The 18,509-nt window shown below is 60.8% G+C and carries 16 protein-coding genes; all 16 read left to right on the plus strand.

Annotated elements, in window-relative coordinates; all coding sequences use genetic code 11:
* Positions 1 to 9 precede the first annotated feature (9 nt).
* On the plus strand, positions 10 to 309 hold the full coding sequence (locus HYN69_RS19510; RefSeq protein WP_159082587.1) for a TrbC/VirB2 family protein: 300 nt from the start codon (positions 10 to 12) through the stop codon (positions 307 to 309).
* Between the two features lie 15 nt (positions 310 to 324).
* The gene (locus tag HYN69_RS19515) at positions 325 to 591 is read left to right on the plus strand and encodes a VirB3 family type IV secretion system protein (protein ID WP_008030690.1); all 267 of its coding nucleotides are present in this window, start codon (positions 325 to 327) and stop codon (positions 589 to 591) included.
* Positions 581 to 2,923 (plus strand): VirB4 family type IV secretion/conjugal transfer ATPase, encoded by a 2,343-nt coding sequence (locus tag HYN69_RS19520; RefSeq protein WP_108437575.1) that lies wholly within the window; start codon positions 581 to 583, stop codon positions 2,921 to 2,923. Before HYN69_RS19515 ends, HYN69_RS19520 begins: the two co-directional genes overlap by 11 nt.
* 31 nt (positions 2,924 to 2,954) lie before the next feature.
* Positions 2,955 to 3,134 (plus strand): hypothetical protein, encoded by a 180-nt coding sequence (locus HYN69_RS21270; protein ID WP_216824711.1) that lies wholly within the window; start codon positions 2,955 to 2,957, stop codon positions 3,132 to 3,134.
* Between the two features lie 10 nt (positions 3,135 to 3,144).
* Positions 3,145 to 4,257, plus strand: a complete 1,113-nt coding sequence (locus HYN69_RS19525) for a lytic transglycosylase domain-containing protein (protein WP_159082588.1) — start codon at positions 3,145 to 3,147, stop codon at positions 4,255 to 4,257.
* Entirely contained in the window at positions 4,254 to 5,045 is a 792-nt protein-coding gene (locus tag HYN69_RS19530; RefSeq protein WP_108437577.1) for a type IV secretion system protein, read from the plus strand. Before HYN69_RS19525 ends, HYN69_RS19530 begins: the two co-directional genes overlap by 4 nt.
* 2 nt (positions 5,046 to 5,047) lie before the next feature.
* On the plus strand, positions 5,048 to 5,530 hold the full coding sequence (locus tag HYN69_RS19535) for a hypothetical protein (protein WP_108437578.1): 483 nt from the start codon (positions 5,048 to 5,050) through the stop codon (positions 5,528 to 5,530).
* The gene (locus HYN69_RS19540; protein ID WP_108437579.1) at positions 5,530 to 6,528 is read left to right on the plus strand and encodes a type IV secretion system protein; all 999 of its coding nucleotides are present in this window, start codon (positions 5,530 to 5,532) and stop codon (positions 6,526 to 6,528) included. The genes HYN69_RS19535 and HYN69_RS19540 overlap by 1 nt, the downstream gene beginning before the upstream one ends.
* A 66-nt stretch (positions 6,529 to 6,594) precedes the next feature.
* Positions 6,595 to 7,275 carry a virB8 family protein gene (locus HYN69_RS19545; protein ID WP_108437580.1) on the plus strand — a complete coding sequence of 227 codons (681 nt, stop codon included), beginning with the start codon at positions 6,595 to 6,597 and terminating at the stop codon, positions 7,273 to 7,275.
* Position 7,276: 1 nt separating this feature from the next.
* Positions 7,277 to 7,993, plus strand: a complete 717-nt coding sequence (locus HYN69_RS19550; protein ID WP_108437581.1) for a TrbG/VirB9 family P-type conjugative transfer protein — start codon at positions 7,277 to 7,279, stop codon at positions 7,991 to 7,993.
* Positions 7,990 to 9,309 (plus strand): TrbI/VirB10 family protein, encoded by a 1,320-nt coding sequence (locus HYN69_RS19555; RefSeq protein ID WP_108437582.1) that lies wholly within the window; start codon positions 7,990 to 7,992, stop codon positions 9,307 to 9,309. Before HYN69_RS19550 ends, HYN69_RS19555 begins: the two co-directional genes overlap by 4 nt.
* Entirely contained in the window at positions 9,309 to 10,295 is a 987-nt protein-coding gene (locus tag HYN69_RS19560; RefSeq protein WP_108437583.1) for an ATPase, T2SS/T4P/T4SS family, read from the plus strand. The genes HYN69_RS19555 and HYN69_RS19560 overlap by 1 nt, the downstream gene beginning before the upstream one ends.
* Before the next feature lie 70 nt (positions 10,296 to 10,365).
* On the plus strand, positions 10,366 to 12,549 hold the full coding sequence (locus tag HYN69_RS19565) for a hypothetical protein (RefSeq protein ID WP_108437584.1): 2,184 nt from the start codon (positions 10,366 to 10,368) through the stop codon (positions 12,547 to 12,549).
* Between the two features lie 2 nt (positions 12,550 to 12,551).
* Positions 12,552 to 14,543: a type IV secretory system conjugative DNA transfer family protein gene (locus HYN69_RS19570; RefSeq protein ID WP_108437585.1), complete on the plus strand. Its 1,992-nt coding sequence runs from the start codon at positions 12,552 to 12,554 to the stop codon at positions 14,541 to 14,543.
* 640 nt (positions 14,544 to 15,183) lie between these two features.
* Positions 15,184 to 15,999 (plus strand): Hachiman antiphage defense system protein HamA, encoded by an 816-nt coding sequence (locus tag HYN69_RS19575; protein WP_108437671.1) that lies wholly within the window; start codon positions 15,184 to 15,186, stop codon positions 15,997 to 15,999.
* Positions 15,989 to 18,472 (plus strand): DEAD/DEAH box helicase, encoded by a 2,484-nt coding sequence (locus HYN69_RS19580; protein ID WP_108437586.1) that lies wholly within the window; start codon positions 15,989 to 15,991, stop codon positions 18,470 to 18,472. Before HYN69_RS19575 ends, HYN69_RS19580 begins: the two co-directional genes overlap by 11 nt.
* Positions 18,473 to 18,509 lie beyond the last annotated feature (37 nt).

Here is an 18,509-nt window from a genome sequence, read left to right on the forward strand (position 1 = left end):
ACTCACCCAATGCGCAACCAAAACGTGGCTCTTCTGGGCCTGACCCTTTGCACCCTTTTTCTGGCGCAAGCCGAGCCAGCACTCGCGCAGGTGGTCTTCACCAAGGCCGAAACCGTGGCCACCGGCGTTCTGGCCTCCTTCCGGGGCACCCTCGCGACAGCCTTCTTCGGCATCGCCTTCGTGGTGACCGGCTTCCTCGCGGCCTTCAACCGGATTTCCTGGGCCTGGGTGGCATTGGTTGTGGTAGGTGCCTTCCTTGTTTTTGCCGGCCCCGCCATTGTCGCCAACCTGCGCTCGTCCTTCAGCTGAGGCGAGACCAGACCCATGGAGAAAAGCGCGGTCATCCTCGGGCTCTCGCGGCAAGCCAAGTTTCTTGGCCTGCCGATGCCCTATGCCATGGCAGTGGGAGCGATGACCGTGCTGCCCTTCATCTTGTTCAAGCCGGTTTGGTGGTTCTTGACCGCACCGATCTGGTACGGGCTTGCCCGCTTTGCGACGAAGCTGAACCCGAATGGGCATCACGTCTTTGCCGTTATGATGCAGGTGACGCCGATGGCCATCCTGCGGAAAGGGCGGCGTCATGTTTCTTGAGAGAGAAGGCCTGCGGGGCAGGGCGCGGGCGCTGATCCCGGCGGATCCGAAGATCTATGCGCATCTGCCTTATGTCATTGAGCTTGATGACGAGGTGGTGCGCACCCGCGACAACGGGCTGATGATCTCGCTCGAAGTGACCGGCATTGACGGGATCACATCCGGGTCTTCGGCGGTCACCGCCCTTCGGGCGGGGTTCGCGCATCTGCTCGACACGTTGGATGAACGTTTCAGCTTCTATCTGCACCGGATGATGCGCCCGGCCCAAGCTCAGCTGAAACCGATCCACGGCCAAAGCTTTGCAGCCGATATCGACCGGGCATGGAACACGGAACTGCAGCGCCGCAACCTGCAGGAATCCGTGCTGATCCTCACGGTCGTCCGGCGGCAAGTTGCTCCGCTGGCTGTCCCGCTCTTTGGCAAAGCGGCGGCAAAGGTCTGGGGCGAGGATACCGACCGGCGCTTGGAAGAGTTGCGCGAGGTGGTTTCGATCCTCGAGACCGGACTTGGCGTCAAATCCCATCGGCTCAAGATCAGCGATGGCAGCCTGATCGGCTTTTACGCCTCGCTCCTGACCGGCGAGTTGCGCAGCAAACCACGCAGTCCCTTTGGCATCATCGCCGAAGATGCCAGCGATGCCGCCATTCGCTTCGGCAAAGGTCAGTTCGCGGTGGAGGAGGGGGCAGATACGCCGCGCGTCGGTGCTGTTCTCTATGTCAAATCCTATGCGACCTCGACCTGGCCCGGCATGCTGGATGCACTCGGGGCCTCCCGCAATACCATTATCACCCACAGCTACACGCCGATTGAGCGAGGCAGCATCACCGAACGCGTGAAACGCCGCGTGGCGCAAATGCGGGCTTCCGAAGACATCGCTGCGACGATCGAGGCCCAACTTTTTGAGGCTGCTGACAAATCCGAAAGCGGCGAGCTCGGCTTTGGTATCCATCAGATGACCATCACGGTCTTTGCCAGTGATCAGGCGGCACTGGATACCGAAGTCGCCCGCATCCGCGGAATCGCGCATCAAAACGGCATGCGGTTGGTTCGCGAAGTCACAGCGCTCGAGGCCGCCTTCTTCGCCATGCACCCCGGCAACATGGACTACCGGGCGCGGGACATGACGGTCTCGTCCTTGAACTTCGCCGATATGGCAGCACTACATGCCGCAGATACCGGGACGGAAGCCGCGCGCCTGCCATGGCAAACGCCGCTGACGTTGTTTCAAACTTTGCAGGGCAGTCTGCATCGGTTCAGTTTCCATGAACCCGGCGACCCGAAAGCTGAGCCGACCAACGGCCATACGCTCGTCTTGGGCAAGTCCGGCGGTGGTAAGACCACCACTGTCGCCTTCCTCGCGGCCCAGGCTCAAAGGGTAGGGGGCCGTACGATCATCTTTGACAAGGAAGCGGGGCTCAAAATGGCGGTCCGTGCCCTTGGTGGCCGCTATGCAGAAATCCGTGCCGGACGGCCGACCGGGCTGAATCCGCTTGCCACAGAATCCGGCGAACGCGGAGAGGCGTGGTTTCTGGATTGGCTGGTGGCCCTTCTCGAACAGCGCAGCGGGCCGATGACACCGATGCAGTCTGAGGCCCTCAAATCCGCCATTTCTCAGAATGGCAAAGCCCGCGAAGGGTTGCGGAACTTCCGCGCGTTTCAGGAGCTTTTCGGTGATGTCGGCGATGGGCTCGATCTCGCGCAGCGGATCAGCGAATGGGGGCCGGAAGGGCGCTACGGCTGGGTGTTCGGCGAGGCCGAAGAGCCGGTGGTGGATTTCACCAGCCATGATGTGACGGCCGTGGATCTGACAGAAATTCTCGACCTCGGCACCGAACGCACCGCGATCCTCGGCTATCTCTTCCGCCGTATCGAGATGCTGATCGAAGAAAAGCGCCCGACGCTCATTCTGATCGACGAGGCATGGAAGGTCCTCGACGACGAATACTTCGCCAAGAAGCTCGCCGAATGGTTGGTGACCGCGCGCAAGAAAAACGTCGTCGTGGTGATGATGACCCAGTTTCCAAACCAGATCCGGGGCTCAAAAGCCCGCTCGATCCTTGAGGCACTGCCAAACCAGCTCCTGTTCCCGAACGGCGAAGCTGCAAGTGCTGACTATGACGGTTTCCGGTTGACCGATGGCGAGTTGGACTTTGTCCTGAGCCCGATCCCGGGCCAGCGCATGGTTCTGTCGCGCACACCGCGCAGCTCCACAGTGCTGAACGTCGATCTCAAAGCCCTGGGTCCGCTGTTGACAGCCCTTGGCGGTGGTCAGGCTGGGCTCAATGCCTTTGGCGCCGACTATGCCACGCGGCCCAAATTTTGGAAGGAATGATAGTCCAATGAAATCAATATATTACATAACCTTGATTATCGGACTCGGGTTCTTGCCCCTCGCTGGCTGCACCGGCGTGCCGATTGCCAAGACCAATTGCTGGGCCACCGCTGGGTCCAATGTGACCACTTCCACCATGGGTGCAAGCCCGGATGCGGGCCTTGTCTCACGCGGCAACACCTCGGTTCTCGATGTCATTCCCTGCGAATAAACCTCTTGGCATGATCGGGGCATTGGCCTTGGGCGCGGCGGTCCTGCCTTGGCCTGCGACGGCGCAAGGCGTGCCGATTGTCGACCCGAAGTCGATCATCCAACACGGCCTGGAAATCGCTCAGATGTCCTATTTGACCGGTGGGCGCGAACTTGAGGCCGACAAGAAGCGTCGCATTAATGAGTTGCATCAGGACCAGCTTGACGCGCTGGATGCCACGCTGGCGATGATGACGGGCCAAACGCCGTGGATCGGCGATCTCGAAGTGATCCCCGGGGCTGAGGCGGAAGTTCTCTATGCCGTCGAGGACAACAATCCCTATGCCGACCGTCTTTTTGGCGATGCCAAGACCAGCATCGAAGAGATGATCGTGGCCACGGCGCAGAAATACGCCGGTCACCCGGGCCTTGCCCGCGCCGGTTTGAACCCGGTCGAGTTCCGCATCTGGTTCCAAAGCCTTGTGAAACAAGAATCCGGGTTTTCAATCGGGGCGCGCAGTCCTGTTGGGGCCTTTGGCCTGACGCAGGTGATGCCGGACACCGCGAAAGGTCTTGGCATTTACCCTGCCTATTACGATGACCCGATGCTGCAGCTCGATGGCGGCGCGCGGTATTTCCTGACCCAACTCAACACCTTCGGTTCTGTGCCGCTGGCCTTGGCGGCGTACAATGCCGGACCCGGCAACGTCACCAAGTATGGCGGTATCCCGCCCTTTGAAGAGACGCAGAATTACGTCGTTCGCATCACCGGGTTCTTCAACGCCTATGCGGGCAAGATCACCGGCGTGGATCAAGTCGGCACCTTCGATCCCCGCGATATGGCGATCGCCGAGGCCAGCAACACATCAGACGCAGGCCTCCACTATGGGATGGCCGCGTCGCTCGAGATTGAGGCATCGCTGAAGCGGCTGCGCGCCATTATCGAGCGCATCCCGACAACCAAATCGACCAAAGAGGCGCTGGACCTCAACAGTTATGCCCGGGCGGAAGCCGTCCGCATCGGGCTGATGGTCGAGCGGGTTAAGGCAGCCCGCGTGAAAGTCGATCAGGCCCGCTACGCCCTGTGGCTGCAGGCCTATGCCATCGACGCAACATTCATCAAAGTGAAGGGTGGTTCCGAATGATCCGCAATCTTGTCCGGGGTCTTGGCCCCCTTCTGATTTCTGCCGCGATGCTCTCCCCTGCCCTCGCGCAGGGCGTGCCGACCGTTGACCTCACCAGCATCGCCAAGATCGGCGAGGTGCTGACCGAGGCCAAGCTGCAGGTGAAGGAGATGATCGCGTCGAACCTCAAACTCGATGAGCAGATCCTGAAGCAGATCGAACAGATCGCGACGCTGAAGGCGCAGCTGGACGCCTTGCGAAACGGGCTGACACTGGAGGCCTTGGGCATTCCAGACCCGGATACCTTCTTTGACGACATCTTGCCCGACGTTGCTGATCTGACCGGTGGCCTGATCTCGGCAAAAGATGGCAAGTATTCTCTGATGACCACCTCGGGCAAGGTCGGCGACAAGCCCGCCGCCCAGTATGTCTCTGAGTTCTTCGCCTCTGCGGGGCTCGACGTGGCCACAGTCGACAGCCTTGCGAACAGTGAAGATGAAGGGGCAGCCCGGATTGGTACGCAAGCCAACACCGCCGCTTTCCTCTCGGCCGCAGCAGAGACCTCTTCGGTCAAGGCCTCGGAAAGCCTCGAGCGAGTCCACGAGCTTGTTCAGGAAATTCCAGACACCGAAGGGCTGAAGGAGGCCATCGATCTGAACACCCGTGTAACGGCGGAGCTGTCGATCGCGCTCGCCAATATCTGGAACATGGAATCCGCCCAACTGATGGGCATGGGCGAAGCTGGCGTCATGGACGCCGCCACAGCAGCGGAGGAACAGAAGTTCATCAAAGTCCTTGGAGGAGAATGAGCATGGCCAATGATTTCAAAGTGCGAACGATGGGCGGTGCCCTTTGGCTGATCGCGGTTTTCTCGGCCGCAGCTTGGGCCGAAACCCCTGCCCCGGCAGACATTTCCGAAGAGGACGCCTATCTCGACGTTTTGCCCAAGGTCGAGATTCCCGACGCCGTCCAACCGATCCCGGGAGCGGTGAACGAAGAATTCCGCAACTGTGAGGCCTCCTGGCCCGCCGGTTACGCGTTGGCGCGGTCTGGCCCCGAAGCGCGGGCACTGCGCGACATCTATGGTCTGGTCCGCGTGCGCAACGTAATTGAAACGCAGAATTGCGGCTGCACAGGCAAAGTGGCGAACTGGGAAGACGTTGAAGCCGTCGCGGCTGCATTGCGCGATCATCACGACGTCCAGCGCCTCAGCTGGCAACAGACGAAGGCGATTGCGGAGGAGGCCGCAACCCTGACGGCTGTCGCAGAAACCATGTGTGGCGGTAGCTTCTGATGGATAGCGTCTCGGCCATCCTGACAACGCTGGATGCGGCAATCACCTCAGCCGGGCGACAGTATTTCGAGGCGACGGCGGGTGCGGTCGGTCCGATCTACACGACCCTGCTCGCCCTCCTGCTCGTCATGGTCGGGATCAACGCGGCCTTGAATGTCTACCGGATTTCCATGCGCGACGCGGTTCAGCTGTCGTTCCGGATCGTGATGGTCCTGATGTTCGGTCTGACTTGGTCCAACTTCACCCAGATCTATGAGGCCGCTAGCAACGGGCTCAGTGCTCTTGCACTGGAATACTTTCGGTTCGGGGGTGGCGGTGTCGGTGCATCCGCCACTGCAGCGATGGATGACATGGCGAACATGATGGCCGGAAACGTGGATTCCGTGTCTTCGGCCATGTCCTCGATCATGCGCGGCTTTGTGGCCGCTGTTCTCTATGTGGTGCTCGGCGTGTTGATGGCAGTTTACGTGTTCATCGTCGGCTTCTCGAAGCTGATGATCGCCTTCCTTCTCGGGGTCGCTCCGATCGCCATCGGTGCCACGATCTTCGAGAAGACCAAGGGCATGTTCGAGGCCTGGCTCTCGGCCATGATCGGTTATCTGATGTATCCGGTCGCCTCCGCTGGGGTCATCGTGGCGGTCGTCACCGTTGCCCACGACGTTTTCCGCGAGACAAAGGATGTGACCGACCTCGGCTCCATCCTCGGCTTCTTTGTCATCGTGTTTGTCGGCATCTTCGCCCTGATGGCGATCCCGAATGCCGTAACCCACATCACCGGCCAGATCAGCCTCGCGAGCATTGCGCCGCAAGCACTGCGGGTTGCGGGCAAACCGCTGGAAAAGGCCTCCGACTATTCGGCGCGCCGAATGAACGAGGTGCGATCGGGTTTCATGCACGGCAAGACCGAACACCACCATTTGCGCGATCAGGCACGGTCCGATGCTGAGCGCGGCCAAGCCGCAAGGGCGCGTTTGGGTCAATTCATCCGCGACAGTTGACGCTGACGAACTGGCCCACGCCGCACAACTGCCGACCGCGCAAATCCCCATTTCCGGAGCAAGACAATGACAGGTTCACCCCCTGAATTGAGAAGTTTTCTCGAAGCCGAGATGTTCTACGGCGTCAAAAAGCGCGAACGGATCGCCTATCTGGTGGCGGGCGGCGGACTGGCCATCGGCCTGATGGGCATAGTCGCTGTCGTCACAATGCTCCCCTTGAAGCAAACCGAGGCCTTTCTCGCCATCGTCGACAAAGACACCGGGGTCGCCGAACGCGTGGTCGCGGTCGAAAAGGCCGGGATCGAGCAGGCCGAGGCCATCCGGCAAAGCCTGCTCTTTGCCTATGTCACCGACCGAGAAACCTATGACCAGCACGACAATGAGTCCCGCATTCTGCGCGCCTACACATGGTCCGAAGGCAATGCCCGCCAAGGCCTCGTGAGCCTTTGGACGGAAGGCAACGCCAACTATCCGCCCAAACTTTACGGGCAGAATTCCAAAGTGGTCATCGATGTTCTGTCAATCACGCCGGTGACCGACACAACCGCCCAGGTCCGTTTCACCAAGACCTGGGTGTCGGATGGCGAAGGTGTACCTGACCGGATCGGCAAGTTCACCGCCACCGTCACCTATCGCTTTGAGCCCTCGAAGCAAACCGCGCTCGATCTCGTCTGGCAGAACCCGACCGGGTTTCTGGTGACGGACTACCGCATCACCGCAGAAACCTTGGCCCCCACGGAGGAATGACATGACCCATCCCCTGACCCTTCCTGCGCTCGGATTTCTGATCTCGATCACCGCCCTTCCCGCTTTGGCCGAAACCGCACCAAAGCCCGGCAGCCATGATGCCCGCGTGACCTATGCCACCTATCAAGAGGGGCAGGTCTACCGGATCAACACACGCCTCAGGAATGTGACCCTCGTTGAACTTGGTGAAGGCGAGAAGATCCAGTCGATTGCCATCGGCGATCTCGAAAGCTTCAAGATCGACAAGCTGGAGCGCGCCAATCTCTTCATCATCAAGCCCGTCGTCACCGGGGCCACGACCAACCTGACGGTCGAGACGCAGCGCAATATTTACTTTTTGCAGGTCACCGAAGGTGGCCGTGGAGAACCGAACTATTCGGTGAAGTTCACCGTGCCGGGCAGCACGCGTGCCGCCACCGCCGGCAGCGATATCCCCGCCTCCCTGCCCATGACCTACAAGATCATGAAAAAGGGCCGCGCCTTGCCCGCATTCGCACCGGTGTCGATTTCGGATGACGGGCGGAAGACCACTTTCGTGATCACACCCGGCGCGCCAATGCCGACGATCTTCCGGGCCGATGCCAAGGGGCAGGAATACTCGGTTAATTCTTCCGTCCGCGGGACCACCATCACCGTCAGCACCCGTTCTGAGCGTTGGGTGCTGCGCTATGGCGATGAATATGTTTGCGTGACCGGTGACGCGGGAGTCAGCCAATGAGCGACGAGACGCAGGCCGAAAAACTCACCGCCCGCATGGAGCGCATGAAACCTTCCGAGGCCCCAAAGCGCCGCCGGGGCATAAACCCCTACGCGCTTTCCGCCATGACAGCCGTCGCCGGTGTCGGCGTTGGGGCATGGCTGGTGCTGGCCGCACCCGATGCCCCTGCCCCAGCACCCGCGATCGAGACCGCTTCGGTCAGCGATTTTCAGGGCGATGGCACGGGAACCGACGGGTTCAGCGTGTCACGGCCAAAGCCGCAGATTGTCCCGGCAGCACCAGACACCTCGGAGGCAGAACGGCTGCAGGCCGAGATCGAGGCGCTGAACGCCCAGATCGCCGATCTGAACGCCAATCCGGTGACCGTCACCGACGAGGCGGCACTGGCAGACCTCAAGGCGCAGGTTGCGGCCCTCGATGCCGATGCAAAGGCCCGCGCGGCAGCGCTGTCCGATCTCGAGCGCGAAAACATCCGCCTTCAGACCGAGCTCGAGACCAAGGCGCTGATCGACGGAGACTCTGAGGCTGAGGCGGCGCGCGCCCGGGAAGAAGAACTGGCTCGGCGCAGGCAAGAGGCCGAAATGCTGAACGAGGCGCAGATCCATTCCGATATGGTGGCCTTGCGCTTCAGCATGGATATGGGCGGAGAGGCTGGCGCCGCAGCCCCTCCCACGGGTGCGCCGGGACAGGCCGCCACCGGCGATGATGCATTCCGCAGGGCGGGGGCAAAGGCGGCTGAAGTCCGACAAGCCGAGGTCATCGCCGATCCAGCCCATACCGTCATGCAGGGCACGCTGATTGAGGCGGCCCTAGAGACCGCGATCAGCACGGATCTGGCAGGAAATGTCTCTGCCATCGTCAGCCACGATGTCTGGTCGTTTGATATGTCCCGCGTGCTGATCCCGCGCGGCTCGCGTCTCTTCGGGCGCTACGATTCCGAAGTTGATGCAGGACAGCGGCGCGTGCTGATCGCCTGGGACCGGCTGGTCACCACCGATGGGCAGTCCGTCACCCTTGCCGCCTATGGCACCGACCGCATCGGGCGCTCGGGCCTGCCTGGCACAGTCCGAAACCACTTCCTTCAGCGGTTCGGCACGGCCGCTCTGATTTCCCTCATCGGTGCCGTACCAACACTGGCAGCCGACAAATACGCGGCCAATGAAGTGGCTTCGGACACCGCTGAAAACGTCGGCACCGATTTGGGCGAGGCGGTCAACACCGTGATGGCCGATTATCTCAGCATCCCGCCGACGATCAGCGTCAACCAGGGCGCGGTCGTGATGATACGCGTCGATGCGGATCTGGCGTTTTACTGATGAGCTATCTCGACACCTATCTCGGGCAGCTCGACGCCGCCTTGTCGGATCCGGCCGTCATGGAACTGGCGATCAATGCCGACGGGTCGATCTGGCTGGAGCGTGCGGGGCAGATTCACATGACCCCAAGCGGGCTTGCCGCCCTGCCGGCGCGGTCTGTGCGCGATTTGGCCTCCCAGATCGCAAACTCGACCTCGAACACCTTCACGGAAACCGCACCGCTGGTTTCGGCGGCAGTGCGGTATCGCGATCTGATGCTGCGCTGTCAGGTGGTGGGCTCCCCTGCCGTCTCGGGCGGCACAGTGATCGGTATCCGGGTGTTTCGATCCCAGCACGGAGATGTTCGGCGCGTCGCCAAATCCTTCAGCTTCCTGAGAGGACAGGAAAACTCCCTGGAAGAGGAGCGCCGCGCGATGGTGGCAGAGATCCGCGCCGGATCGGAAGGGGCGGATGTCGAGGCTTTCTTGGGCAAGCTGGTCTCCGAGCGGCTGAACGTCATCGTCTCGGGCGGCACCTCGACCGGCAAGACCGAGCTTGGCCGAAAGCTCTTGGAAATGGTCGCGGCCGATGAGCGCATCGTCACGATTGAGGATTCCCTCGAACTTCTGCCCGGCCAGCCCAATACCGTCAGTCTCATCGCGCAGCGTGACGAGGGCTCGCCTCGGTCTGCCGACAAGCTCTTGCAGGCAACGCTGCGTTTGCGACCTGACCGGATCATCCTGGGCGAATTGCGCGGTGCCGAGGCCGCGACGTTTCTGGACGCGATCAACACCGGGCATTCGGGTTCGTTCACCACGTTGCACGCCCATTCGGCGCGCAAGGCCATGGACCGGCTGGCGCTTCTGGTGATGGCCCAAGGCACCAAGCTCAGTTTTGGCGAAGTGATCCGATACCTGCAAACCTCGATCGACGTGATCCTGCAGATGGGCCGCATCGGCGACCAGCGCGGGATCATGGAGATGTATTTCCCCGGCCTCGACGACTGACGCCAGCGCGGAACCCGACAGCGCCCCCCTCCTCTTCCCTCTTTCCGGCTCTTTGCCCCGCAGGTACCCCATGGAAAACGACAGCAATGCAGGGCTGAACCGCCCAGAAACAGAGCGCCGTGATTTGGAGCGTCCTGCAACCGAGCGACACAAGGAATATTTCTCGGTCCGGCTGACCCTTTCAGGGGCGGCGCAAGAATTCGAAGACTCGCGCCAAGCTGGCGAGGCCTTCTTCCGCGCCGATCCTGCCGAGCGGCCCTCGGTCGCGCATATCGATGGCAACACCGCGCGCACCATGGCCCGGACAGAGATCCACGGGGCCAATGAGACAGGCGAGACGCGGTACTTCAAATCTCTGCCGGACTCGCATGCGCCGGATGCCGAGTTCCGCGCCGGGTTTTTGAATGCGATGGAAGCATCGCTGACGGAACGGTTGGGCAAAGTCGAGTGGGGCAAGGATGGGCCGGCCGTGACCGAACGGATGGATACCGGATTGAGGGATGATCTCGAGGCCTTCGCGCGCCGCGCGCCGGAAAAGGCAGCGGCGATTTGGGCGGACCACAGCGACGCGGTCCCACCCGGGCCGACATTGCGCGCGGCAGTGCAAGCCCGGGAGGAAGTGGCGGATCGCGAAGTGGCAGCCTCCCAGGACACCCTTGCCGAAAGACCACCCATCATCGCTGCAGGCGACTGGGTCACCACTGATGCAAATGTCGAGTTGCGGCCCGTGGCGGTTGCAACCGACCGAGGGATTCACACGGGCTACGAGGCAAATCTGCCGGGAGGGGCGAGTGAGCTCACCGTCTCGGAGCGCACCTTTCCAAATTCCCGCGAGGCCCTGCGCTACGCCCATGATTTCTACGAGGGTGGCGAAGAAGGTCTTGATCTGGCCGTGAAGCGCGCGGCCGAGGTGGACCGCGCGTTGGTGGAAGAACCCGATCGCGGGCCGGAAGGGCTTGTCCTTGAACATCGGCCACAGCCCGAATTCGCCCGCCCCGAGACCGCAATCTATGCAGGCGAAGATGCGCAGCTCGTCCTGACCCTTGGCCGGGACAATGAAAACACCCGCTATCTGGCCGAGCGGCTCGTCGCCGACCCGGAGTTTCGCAAGGTGGTGGCCGAGCATATCCCCGATGCAGAGGCCACGCTTGGTACAGGTCGCTTTGTCGACGGCGAAGGCTCTAGCGGCTTTCTGCCCGACGAGCTTTTGGCCGTCACCTCCTACGGTCGCGATGGTGGGGCCGAGGTTCTGGCGAAGTTTCCTGATGAAGGGCCACTCAGTGAAGCCTTGGCCAAGCATCTGACGCAAAGCCCGGTGGTGGCGGCCTATGTCGAAGAAGAACGGCAGCGGAGCGATTTTGCTTCCGACCCTGCGCGGGCAATCTCGGCTTGGGTGGCGCAATCTACAGCCCAGATCGACAGATTGCCCTCGGACCGACAAGACGACCTCCGCGCGGAAATGCAGGGCATCGCCAAAGAGGCGACGGCAGCCTTTGGGCTGGATCGCGCAGTTGCCGAACCCGAGGCACCCGCCCGTTCGACAATCTACAGCACTGCGATCAGCACGAACGCCGTGACTGTGCGCGGCTCTGAAACAGAACTTCAGACCGAGAGCGCAAGCAGCCTTCGGGATGAATTGCGGCTGCGAGCGAGCTTGGTTGGGATCGACGCCAGAAAGCTCGAGAAGCGGCTGGAGACCGGGGCCACAAACGCCCGAGAGGAAGAAGCTTGGGTGAAATCCGACATCGCCGAAGTCGCAAAGTTTCGGGGTTATGACCTGAACAGCACGCAGGGCCGTGGAGCCGCAGCAGAGCGGTTGGATCGCTTCTATGAGCGCGCCGCCGAGCTGATCCAGTCCGCCCGCAGCATCGAGGTGTCGCGAGGACCTGATCTGATGGTCGAGGCTTTGGGCAAAATGGCAAAGGTTCACGCGCACCAAGGTTCCGTCTCCTTCCGCAACGAGGATCAGGCGCGGGATTTCGTCGAAGAAATGAAAGAGCGCTACGGGGCGAACGTGTTGAAAGACATCGCCGCTGGCCGTACCGAGGCATTGGCCAAGGATGTACCGGATCCGGCCGTACGGGCGGCGATGGCAGTGGCCGTCGTTTCGGCTGCCAAAGAACATCCCTCGCTTGGTCTCAGCGCGCATGAAGCGGAGGCAGCAGAACGCAGAATGGTGGCGCAAGCGGCGTCGCGGCCACCGGAACACGCGCGGGCATATGCTCACGATCGCAATCAAGACCGGGAGTTTTGATCATGCAACGCATTGCACTGCTGCTTCCCCTTGGTCTCACGTCCGGCCTGCTGGTTGGTCTGATCGCCGGAGGGCTCGTTCTCAACCTGATCTTGGGGCGCGATCCGAATGCGACCGGCATCTTTGTCCTGATAGCTGAGTTTCCCGGCTTTGCCCGGCTGACCTCCGTGCCCTGGGTCTTGCCTTGGCAAATCGTCGGCGCGTCCACCGTGCTCTTCACGGTTGCGGCCGTCGCACTAACCTTTCGCCAACAGCTCACCGAATACGGTCAGGCCAAGTTCCAGTCGAAGGCGGAGATGAAAGCCAATGGCCTTCTGCAGCCCTTGGGGGCGGGAATGGTCTTCGGCAAACTCGGGGCCCCTTCCAAGACCGCGCCGTATGTCAGCGCCACTTTCCAGAAATTCCCGCATTGCCTCGTCGTGGCACCTACGCGGGCCGGCAAGGGCGTGGGCTATGTCATCCCGAACACCCTCCTCTTTAACGGCAGCATCGTTGTCCTCGACGTGAAGGGCGAGATTTTCGAGGCCACTTCCCGGCACCGCCAGGCCGAAGGCGACGCGGTCTATCGCTTCTCACCCTTCGATTTCGAACATCCGACCCATCGCTACAACCCGCTCGAGCGCGTCGCCCGCATTGAAAATCTCGAACAACGCTACACGGAGCTGGCCAAGATATCGGACTACTTCTTGACGGTTTCGGACAAGGGGACGGCTGGTGACTTCCTGACCGAGGGACGTGAGCTTTTCGTGGCCGCTGGCCTTCTGGCCATTGAGCGGGGCAGACCCACGATCGGCGAGATCAGCCGCATCCTCTTTGGACGGGGTGCTACCCAGGAGGTTTACGGCGAGCATGCCGAAGAAGTGAAACACCCCAACGCGGCTCAGACCTTCCGCAAGTTCGCGGGCTATTCTGACCGGACCTTGTCCTCCCACGCCTCGGTCCTTGGCGGAGCGGGCATGACACTGTGGAACAACCCAGCCGTCGATCGCGCGACCTCCGGCAATGACTTTTCCTTCGCCGATCTCCGAAAGCGACCGATGTCGATCTATGTCGTGGTCAATGCCGACGACATTCGCACCCTGTCGCCTCTGGTGCGCTTGTTCTTCGGCGAGCTCATCGCCACCATGCGCTCCACCCTCCCCGACCCGAAATCAGAGCCCTGGCCCGTTATGGTCATGCTGGATGAGTTCGACCAACTGGGGCCAATGCCCATTGTCGAGCAGGCCCTGAAACAGCTCGCTGGGCATGGCGCGCGCGTGTCGATCATCACCCAGTCGATCCCCGGTCTCGACAATATCTACGGCGAAAACGTCCGCCTGTCGCTCGAGTCCGCCGCCGGCATGAAGCTCTATCTAGCCGCCAACGACAAAAAGACGGCGGGGGAGATTTCGGACGCTCTGGGCAAGACGACGAAGCTATCGGTGTCAGACAGCGTCTCGCGGGATCGGGATTTCATGCAGCGCCGATCAGTCAGTCGGCGGATGGAGGAACGGCCGCTGTTGACCCCGGACGAGGTGCGGCGATTGAACCCGGATCAGGCTATCCTCATCCCGGAGAGGCAGAACCCGCTTCTGGTCCACCGGATCGTCTATTTCCAGGACCCAACATTCAAGAAGCTGTTTGATGCCCAGAAGGGTGCCCTGCCTTATCCGCCCAAGGAAGCTGCGGACGTGCAGGTCCTGACCCAACGGATGGAGGCGTTGGAACGGCGGCTGGCTGAAAAGATGGTAGTCGATTTTGTGCAGCCGGAGAAGGTGAAGGAAGAAGCACCGACGGAGCTTGAACCGAAACTGGCGGCGGAGATTGTGGCGCGGGAGGAGGCTACACGGCAAATACCAACGGTGGCGGCAGATGCTCAAGCTCCTCAGATCACGAAACAATCCGAGCGCTCCGTTGAAGTCCAAGTGAATCTCGAAGTCCTGAAACCGCCGGCAGCAATCTCGGTAGCCCGGATGAACAAGTTCACCCTCAAGCTTCAGGCACAAGACGCATAGGTGCCATTGTGCGCATCACGAAGGACCCCAGTCCGAATCAGGCAGAGTGCCCTTTGGGAGGGCCACACCACGGACAAAAACCCGCAAAGGTTCTGTCATGGGTGTCTGTCCGACTTAAGCTCTTGATGCGGTGTAAGGCAAGAGGCAGGGACAGAAGCCGTTCAGAATGCGGGCAGCTTCCGCACCCTCAGTGGTTTCAATGATGCCTACGCCAGATCAGGACGCTGGCATCGCTTCCCTGCTTCGCACAAACTTGTCCCTCGCTTTGCCCGACAGATCGAACCCTATGTCGCGCGCGGCCAAGTGGAAGTTCGCATCGACGGAAAAACCATGAGCCTGCTCAAGAAGGCCGGTTGAACCTTAAGCGCGGTTCATCCATCAAAGGGATAGTCGGCCCTTGAGCCAATGGTTTCTATGATGGTCGGGAAACAGGATGCTTTCGACGGGCGAGAACTCACTGGCCGACATGTGGAACCGCGATCGGACCGTTGGCAAGACGGATTGACAAAGGGAGGTATGGCGTCAAGACGGATCGACGGGTGCGTTGAAGCTACCGAGGACTCTCAACAAGGGGGCCCTTGCTTGTTTCCGCAACCAGTTAAAGGCATCTCAGCACATCGATCGCAAAGGATTTTTGTTCGTGGCACCACCGGGTTATTTGAACTGGCTAATCGATACCGGAGAACGTCAGGCGACAGCGTGCGGCCGCGAAATCGAAATCTGGGCGCTCAATCCACAAGAAGATGCCGCAGTTTTATCGGAATGGTCCAAACATTTTCGCGAACACTATATTTCCGATTCTGATTTGCCGTTCATGGCCGGCGGCACCGGGCTCGACCACGCCACTTTTCTGCGAACGATTCTCTTCCCTGATGCGAAGGTGGCACCTGGGCCAAGTCTCCGATCAGGAGACTTTGGCGAGATCATCGTCGCCGACTTCATTCAATATTTTCTGGGATACTGGTGCCCGCGCGAGCTGCGTTATCAGGACCGCTGGAACCGAAATGACTCGACAAAGGGGTGCGATGTCATCGGGTTCAAGTTCGCGAACGAGGAAAATCCTGGACCGGCCGACGAGCTTTTTATCTTCGAGTCCAAATCCGGGATGTCGACGACCGACGCAAATCGGCTTCAGGATGCGATCAATGACAGCATTAAGGACAGACTACGGGAGGGCATGAGCCTGAATGCCATCAAACGGCGCTTCTTCGATCGAGGCGAGATGGGAGATGCTCGCAAGGTCGAGCGCTTTCAGAACCAAGCCGACCGGCCCTTTTGCCGTATAAACGGTGCGGCCGCCATTCTCGATGAGGCCGTGTTTGCCGGGACTGATTTTACAGCAACCGACGGCGCGGTTCATTTCAACCAAGAGAATCTGCGCCTTCTGGTGATCCGCGGACCGTCGCTGATGAAGCTAGTGCACGCGCTTTACGAAAGGGCAGCCGATGAGGCCTGAAGCGACCGCGCTTACCATCCTGTCCACCACGCGAGCACGGGCAAAGATGCACGAATTCCGCGTTGCGCCGGCGGACTTTAATGCGCTGCCGCGCGACCCATCGATGCTCTTCCCTTTGGCTATCGGCATTTTGGGTGACGTTGCGGCAGCTGTTGCTGACACGCTTGAAGGCGTGGCTGTGGCACCGGCTACGCTTCCCCGGCCGCTCGGTTGGGGCGAGTTGGACGAAGATCCACAAGGCGTGCTGCGCTTCGCCTCGATTTTTTTCGATGCCTATCTGAACGCGCAACTCGATGCTGACCTAAACACCGAGTTTTCTTTGTTGTGTGCCGCGGCCTATTACATCGCTGGGAATGTCGGCAGCGCGACCGTAATCATACGACACATGGCTGCGCCCGATCTTGGCCTCGCGGGCGGCCTCGGCCATCTTGTCTACAGCATCCTCAAGAACAGCTTCTTTCCCATTGACGGGCCTCACGCTCATCAAGCGGTGACGAACCAGCTCCTGCAGGCTTTGGGCGGCTATTTCAGCTTTGAGGCTGAAACAGGTGACATCGCTGAGGTTTGCCGCGCATTCCGTGGTTATTTCCACCGATCTGGCTCCCCGCGCGAATTGTTCTACTCCGACGTTGTGGGTGCCTTGTGTGCGCTCAAGCTCAGAAACGCCGCGCGGACAATACTGCCAACAGCGTCAGGCATGGCGCCAGACATCTGGCGCCCGGCGCTCGCAAAGCCGCATTTTCCGATCGAGCTTTGGCCCGCCCAGCAGCGGATCGCGGATGCTGGCGTGTTCGCAGGTCGCTCCGTGGTCATCCAGATGCCGACGAGCGCAGGCAAGACCCGCGCTACAGAAATCATCATTCGATCGGCCTTTCTATCGGGTCGAGCACACCTTGCCGTTATTGTCGCCCCCTATCGTTCGCTCTGCCACGACATCCGTGGAGACTTGGTGACAGCCTTTGCCGGCGAGAATGTGCGGCTGGACGAAGCATCGGACGCCTATCAGTTCGACCTCGCTCTCGATGCGCTGTTCGCGGAAGACTCAGTGCTGATCGTCACACCCGAAAAGCTCCTCTACATGTTGCGCCGCGCGCCCGAACTAGCCGAGCGGATCGGTCTGGTGATATACGACGAAGGGCATCAATTCGACGGGATGACACGGGGGCCAACCTACGAACTCCTCCTCACGTCGCTGCGTATGTCGCTCCCTACCGAAACCCAGATCGTCCTGATCTCCGCCGTGATCGGCAACGCGCCAGATGTCGCCGCATGGCTGGTCGGCGATTCCGATGCGGTTGTCGGCGCCGAGGGCCTGCTGCCGACAACCAAGAGCATCGCGTTCGCGAGTTGGCAGGACCAGCGCGGGCGGCTCGAATATGTGAAGCCGGAGGATCCGGCCGAGCGAGAATACTTCGTGCCGCGCATCATCGCCGATATCGCTCTGCCGCTCCGCGGCAGGGAAACTGCACAGCGCAGATTTCCAGAGAAGACCGGCGGTGACGTCGGTTTGTTCCTCGGCCTGCACGTCGTACGCAATGGCAGTGTTGCGATCTTCTGCGGTCGAAAAGACAGCGTGACCAAAATCTGCTCGCGCGCCGCCGAAATCGTTGATCGCGGCGTCGAACTCGAATGGCCGATCGAAACCTCGGACGCCGCCGAAGTAGAGAAGATCCGCGCGCTCTGCGAACTCGAGCTGGGAGCCGGCGCATCTGCGACCCGCGCGGCGGCTCTTGGCCTATTCGCTCATCATGCTGACACGCCGCAAGGCATCCGGCTTGCGATCGAACATGCCATGAAAGAGGGTTTGGCAAAGTTCGTCATTTGCACCTCTACCTTGGCCCAGGGCGTTAACTTTCCGCTCAAATATCTGATTGTCACTTCGACGCGCCAAGGCAGGGAACAGATCCTAGTGCGCGACTTCCATAATCTGATGGGCCGCGCAGGTCGCGCCGGGATGCATACCGAAGGCAGCGTCATCTTCTCGACCCCGTCGATCTATGATCAGCGACAGCAATTTCTCGGCCGAAGGACCTGGAACAGCGCCATTGAACTTCTTGATGCTCGAAACTCCGAACCGTCGCGCAGCTCGATCCTCTCGCTATTTGATCCGTACCAGCAGCGTCAGCCGCCGATTGTTCAGGAAATCCCGCCGGAGTGGCTCGATCTCGTCTTCGCCGATGCCCCCCGGATCAATGAGATAGTGGCCGCGGCACTCGCGGCTCAACCAAATATTAGCGAACGGGAGTTTCGCGGGTTCATCGAAGGCCGCGCCCGCGCAGTACAGAACGTTGCCGCTTTCCTCGTTGCCAATATGACCTTTGCTGAAGGAGAGGACGCCGCAGAGCGCACCACTGAACTTGCGGCCAATACGTTGGCCTATCACCTCGCTGACGAAGAGACGCGGATGCGTCTCGTCGAAGTGTTTCGGTCGATCGGGGTGTCGGTTGCGGATTTCGCGCGATTGGGGCAGTGATTTCGCGCGATCGCGGGCGCTTGTTTCACGGCATCGC

This window comes from Gemmobacter aquarius (genome assembly GCF_003060865.1).
GTDB lineage: Bacteria > Pseudomonadota > Alphaproteobacteria > Rhodobacterales > Rhodobacteraceae > Paragemmobacter > Paragemmobacter aquarius.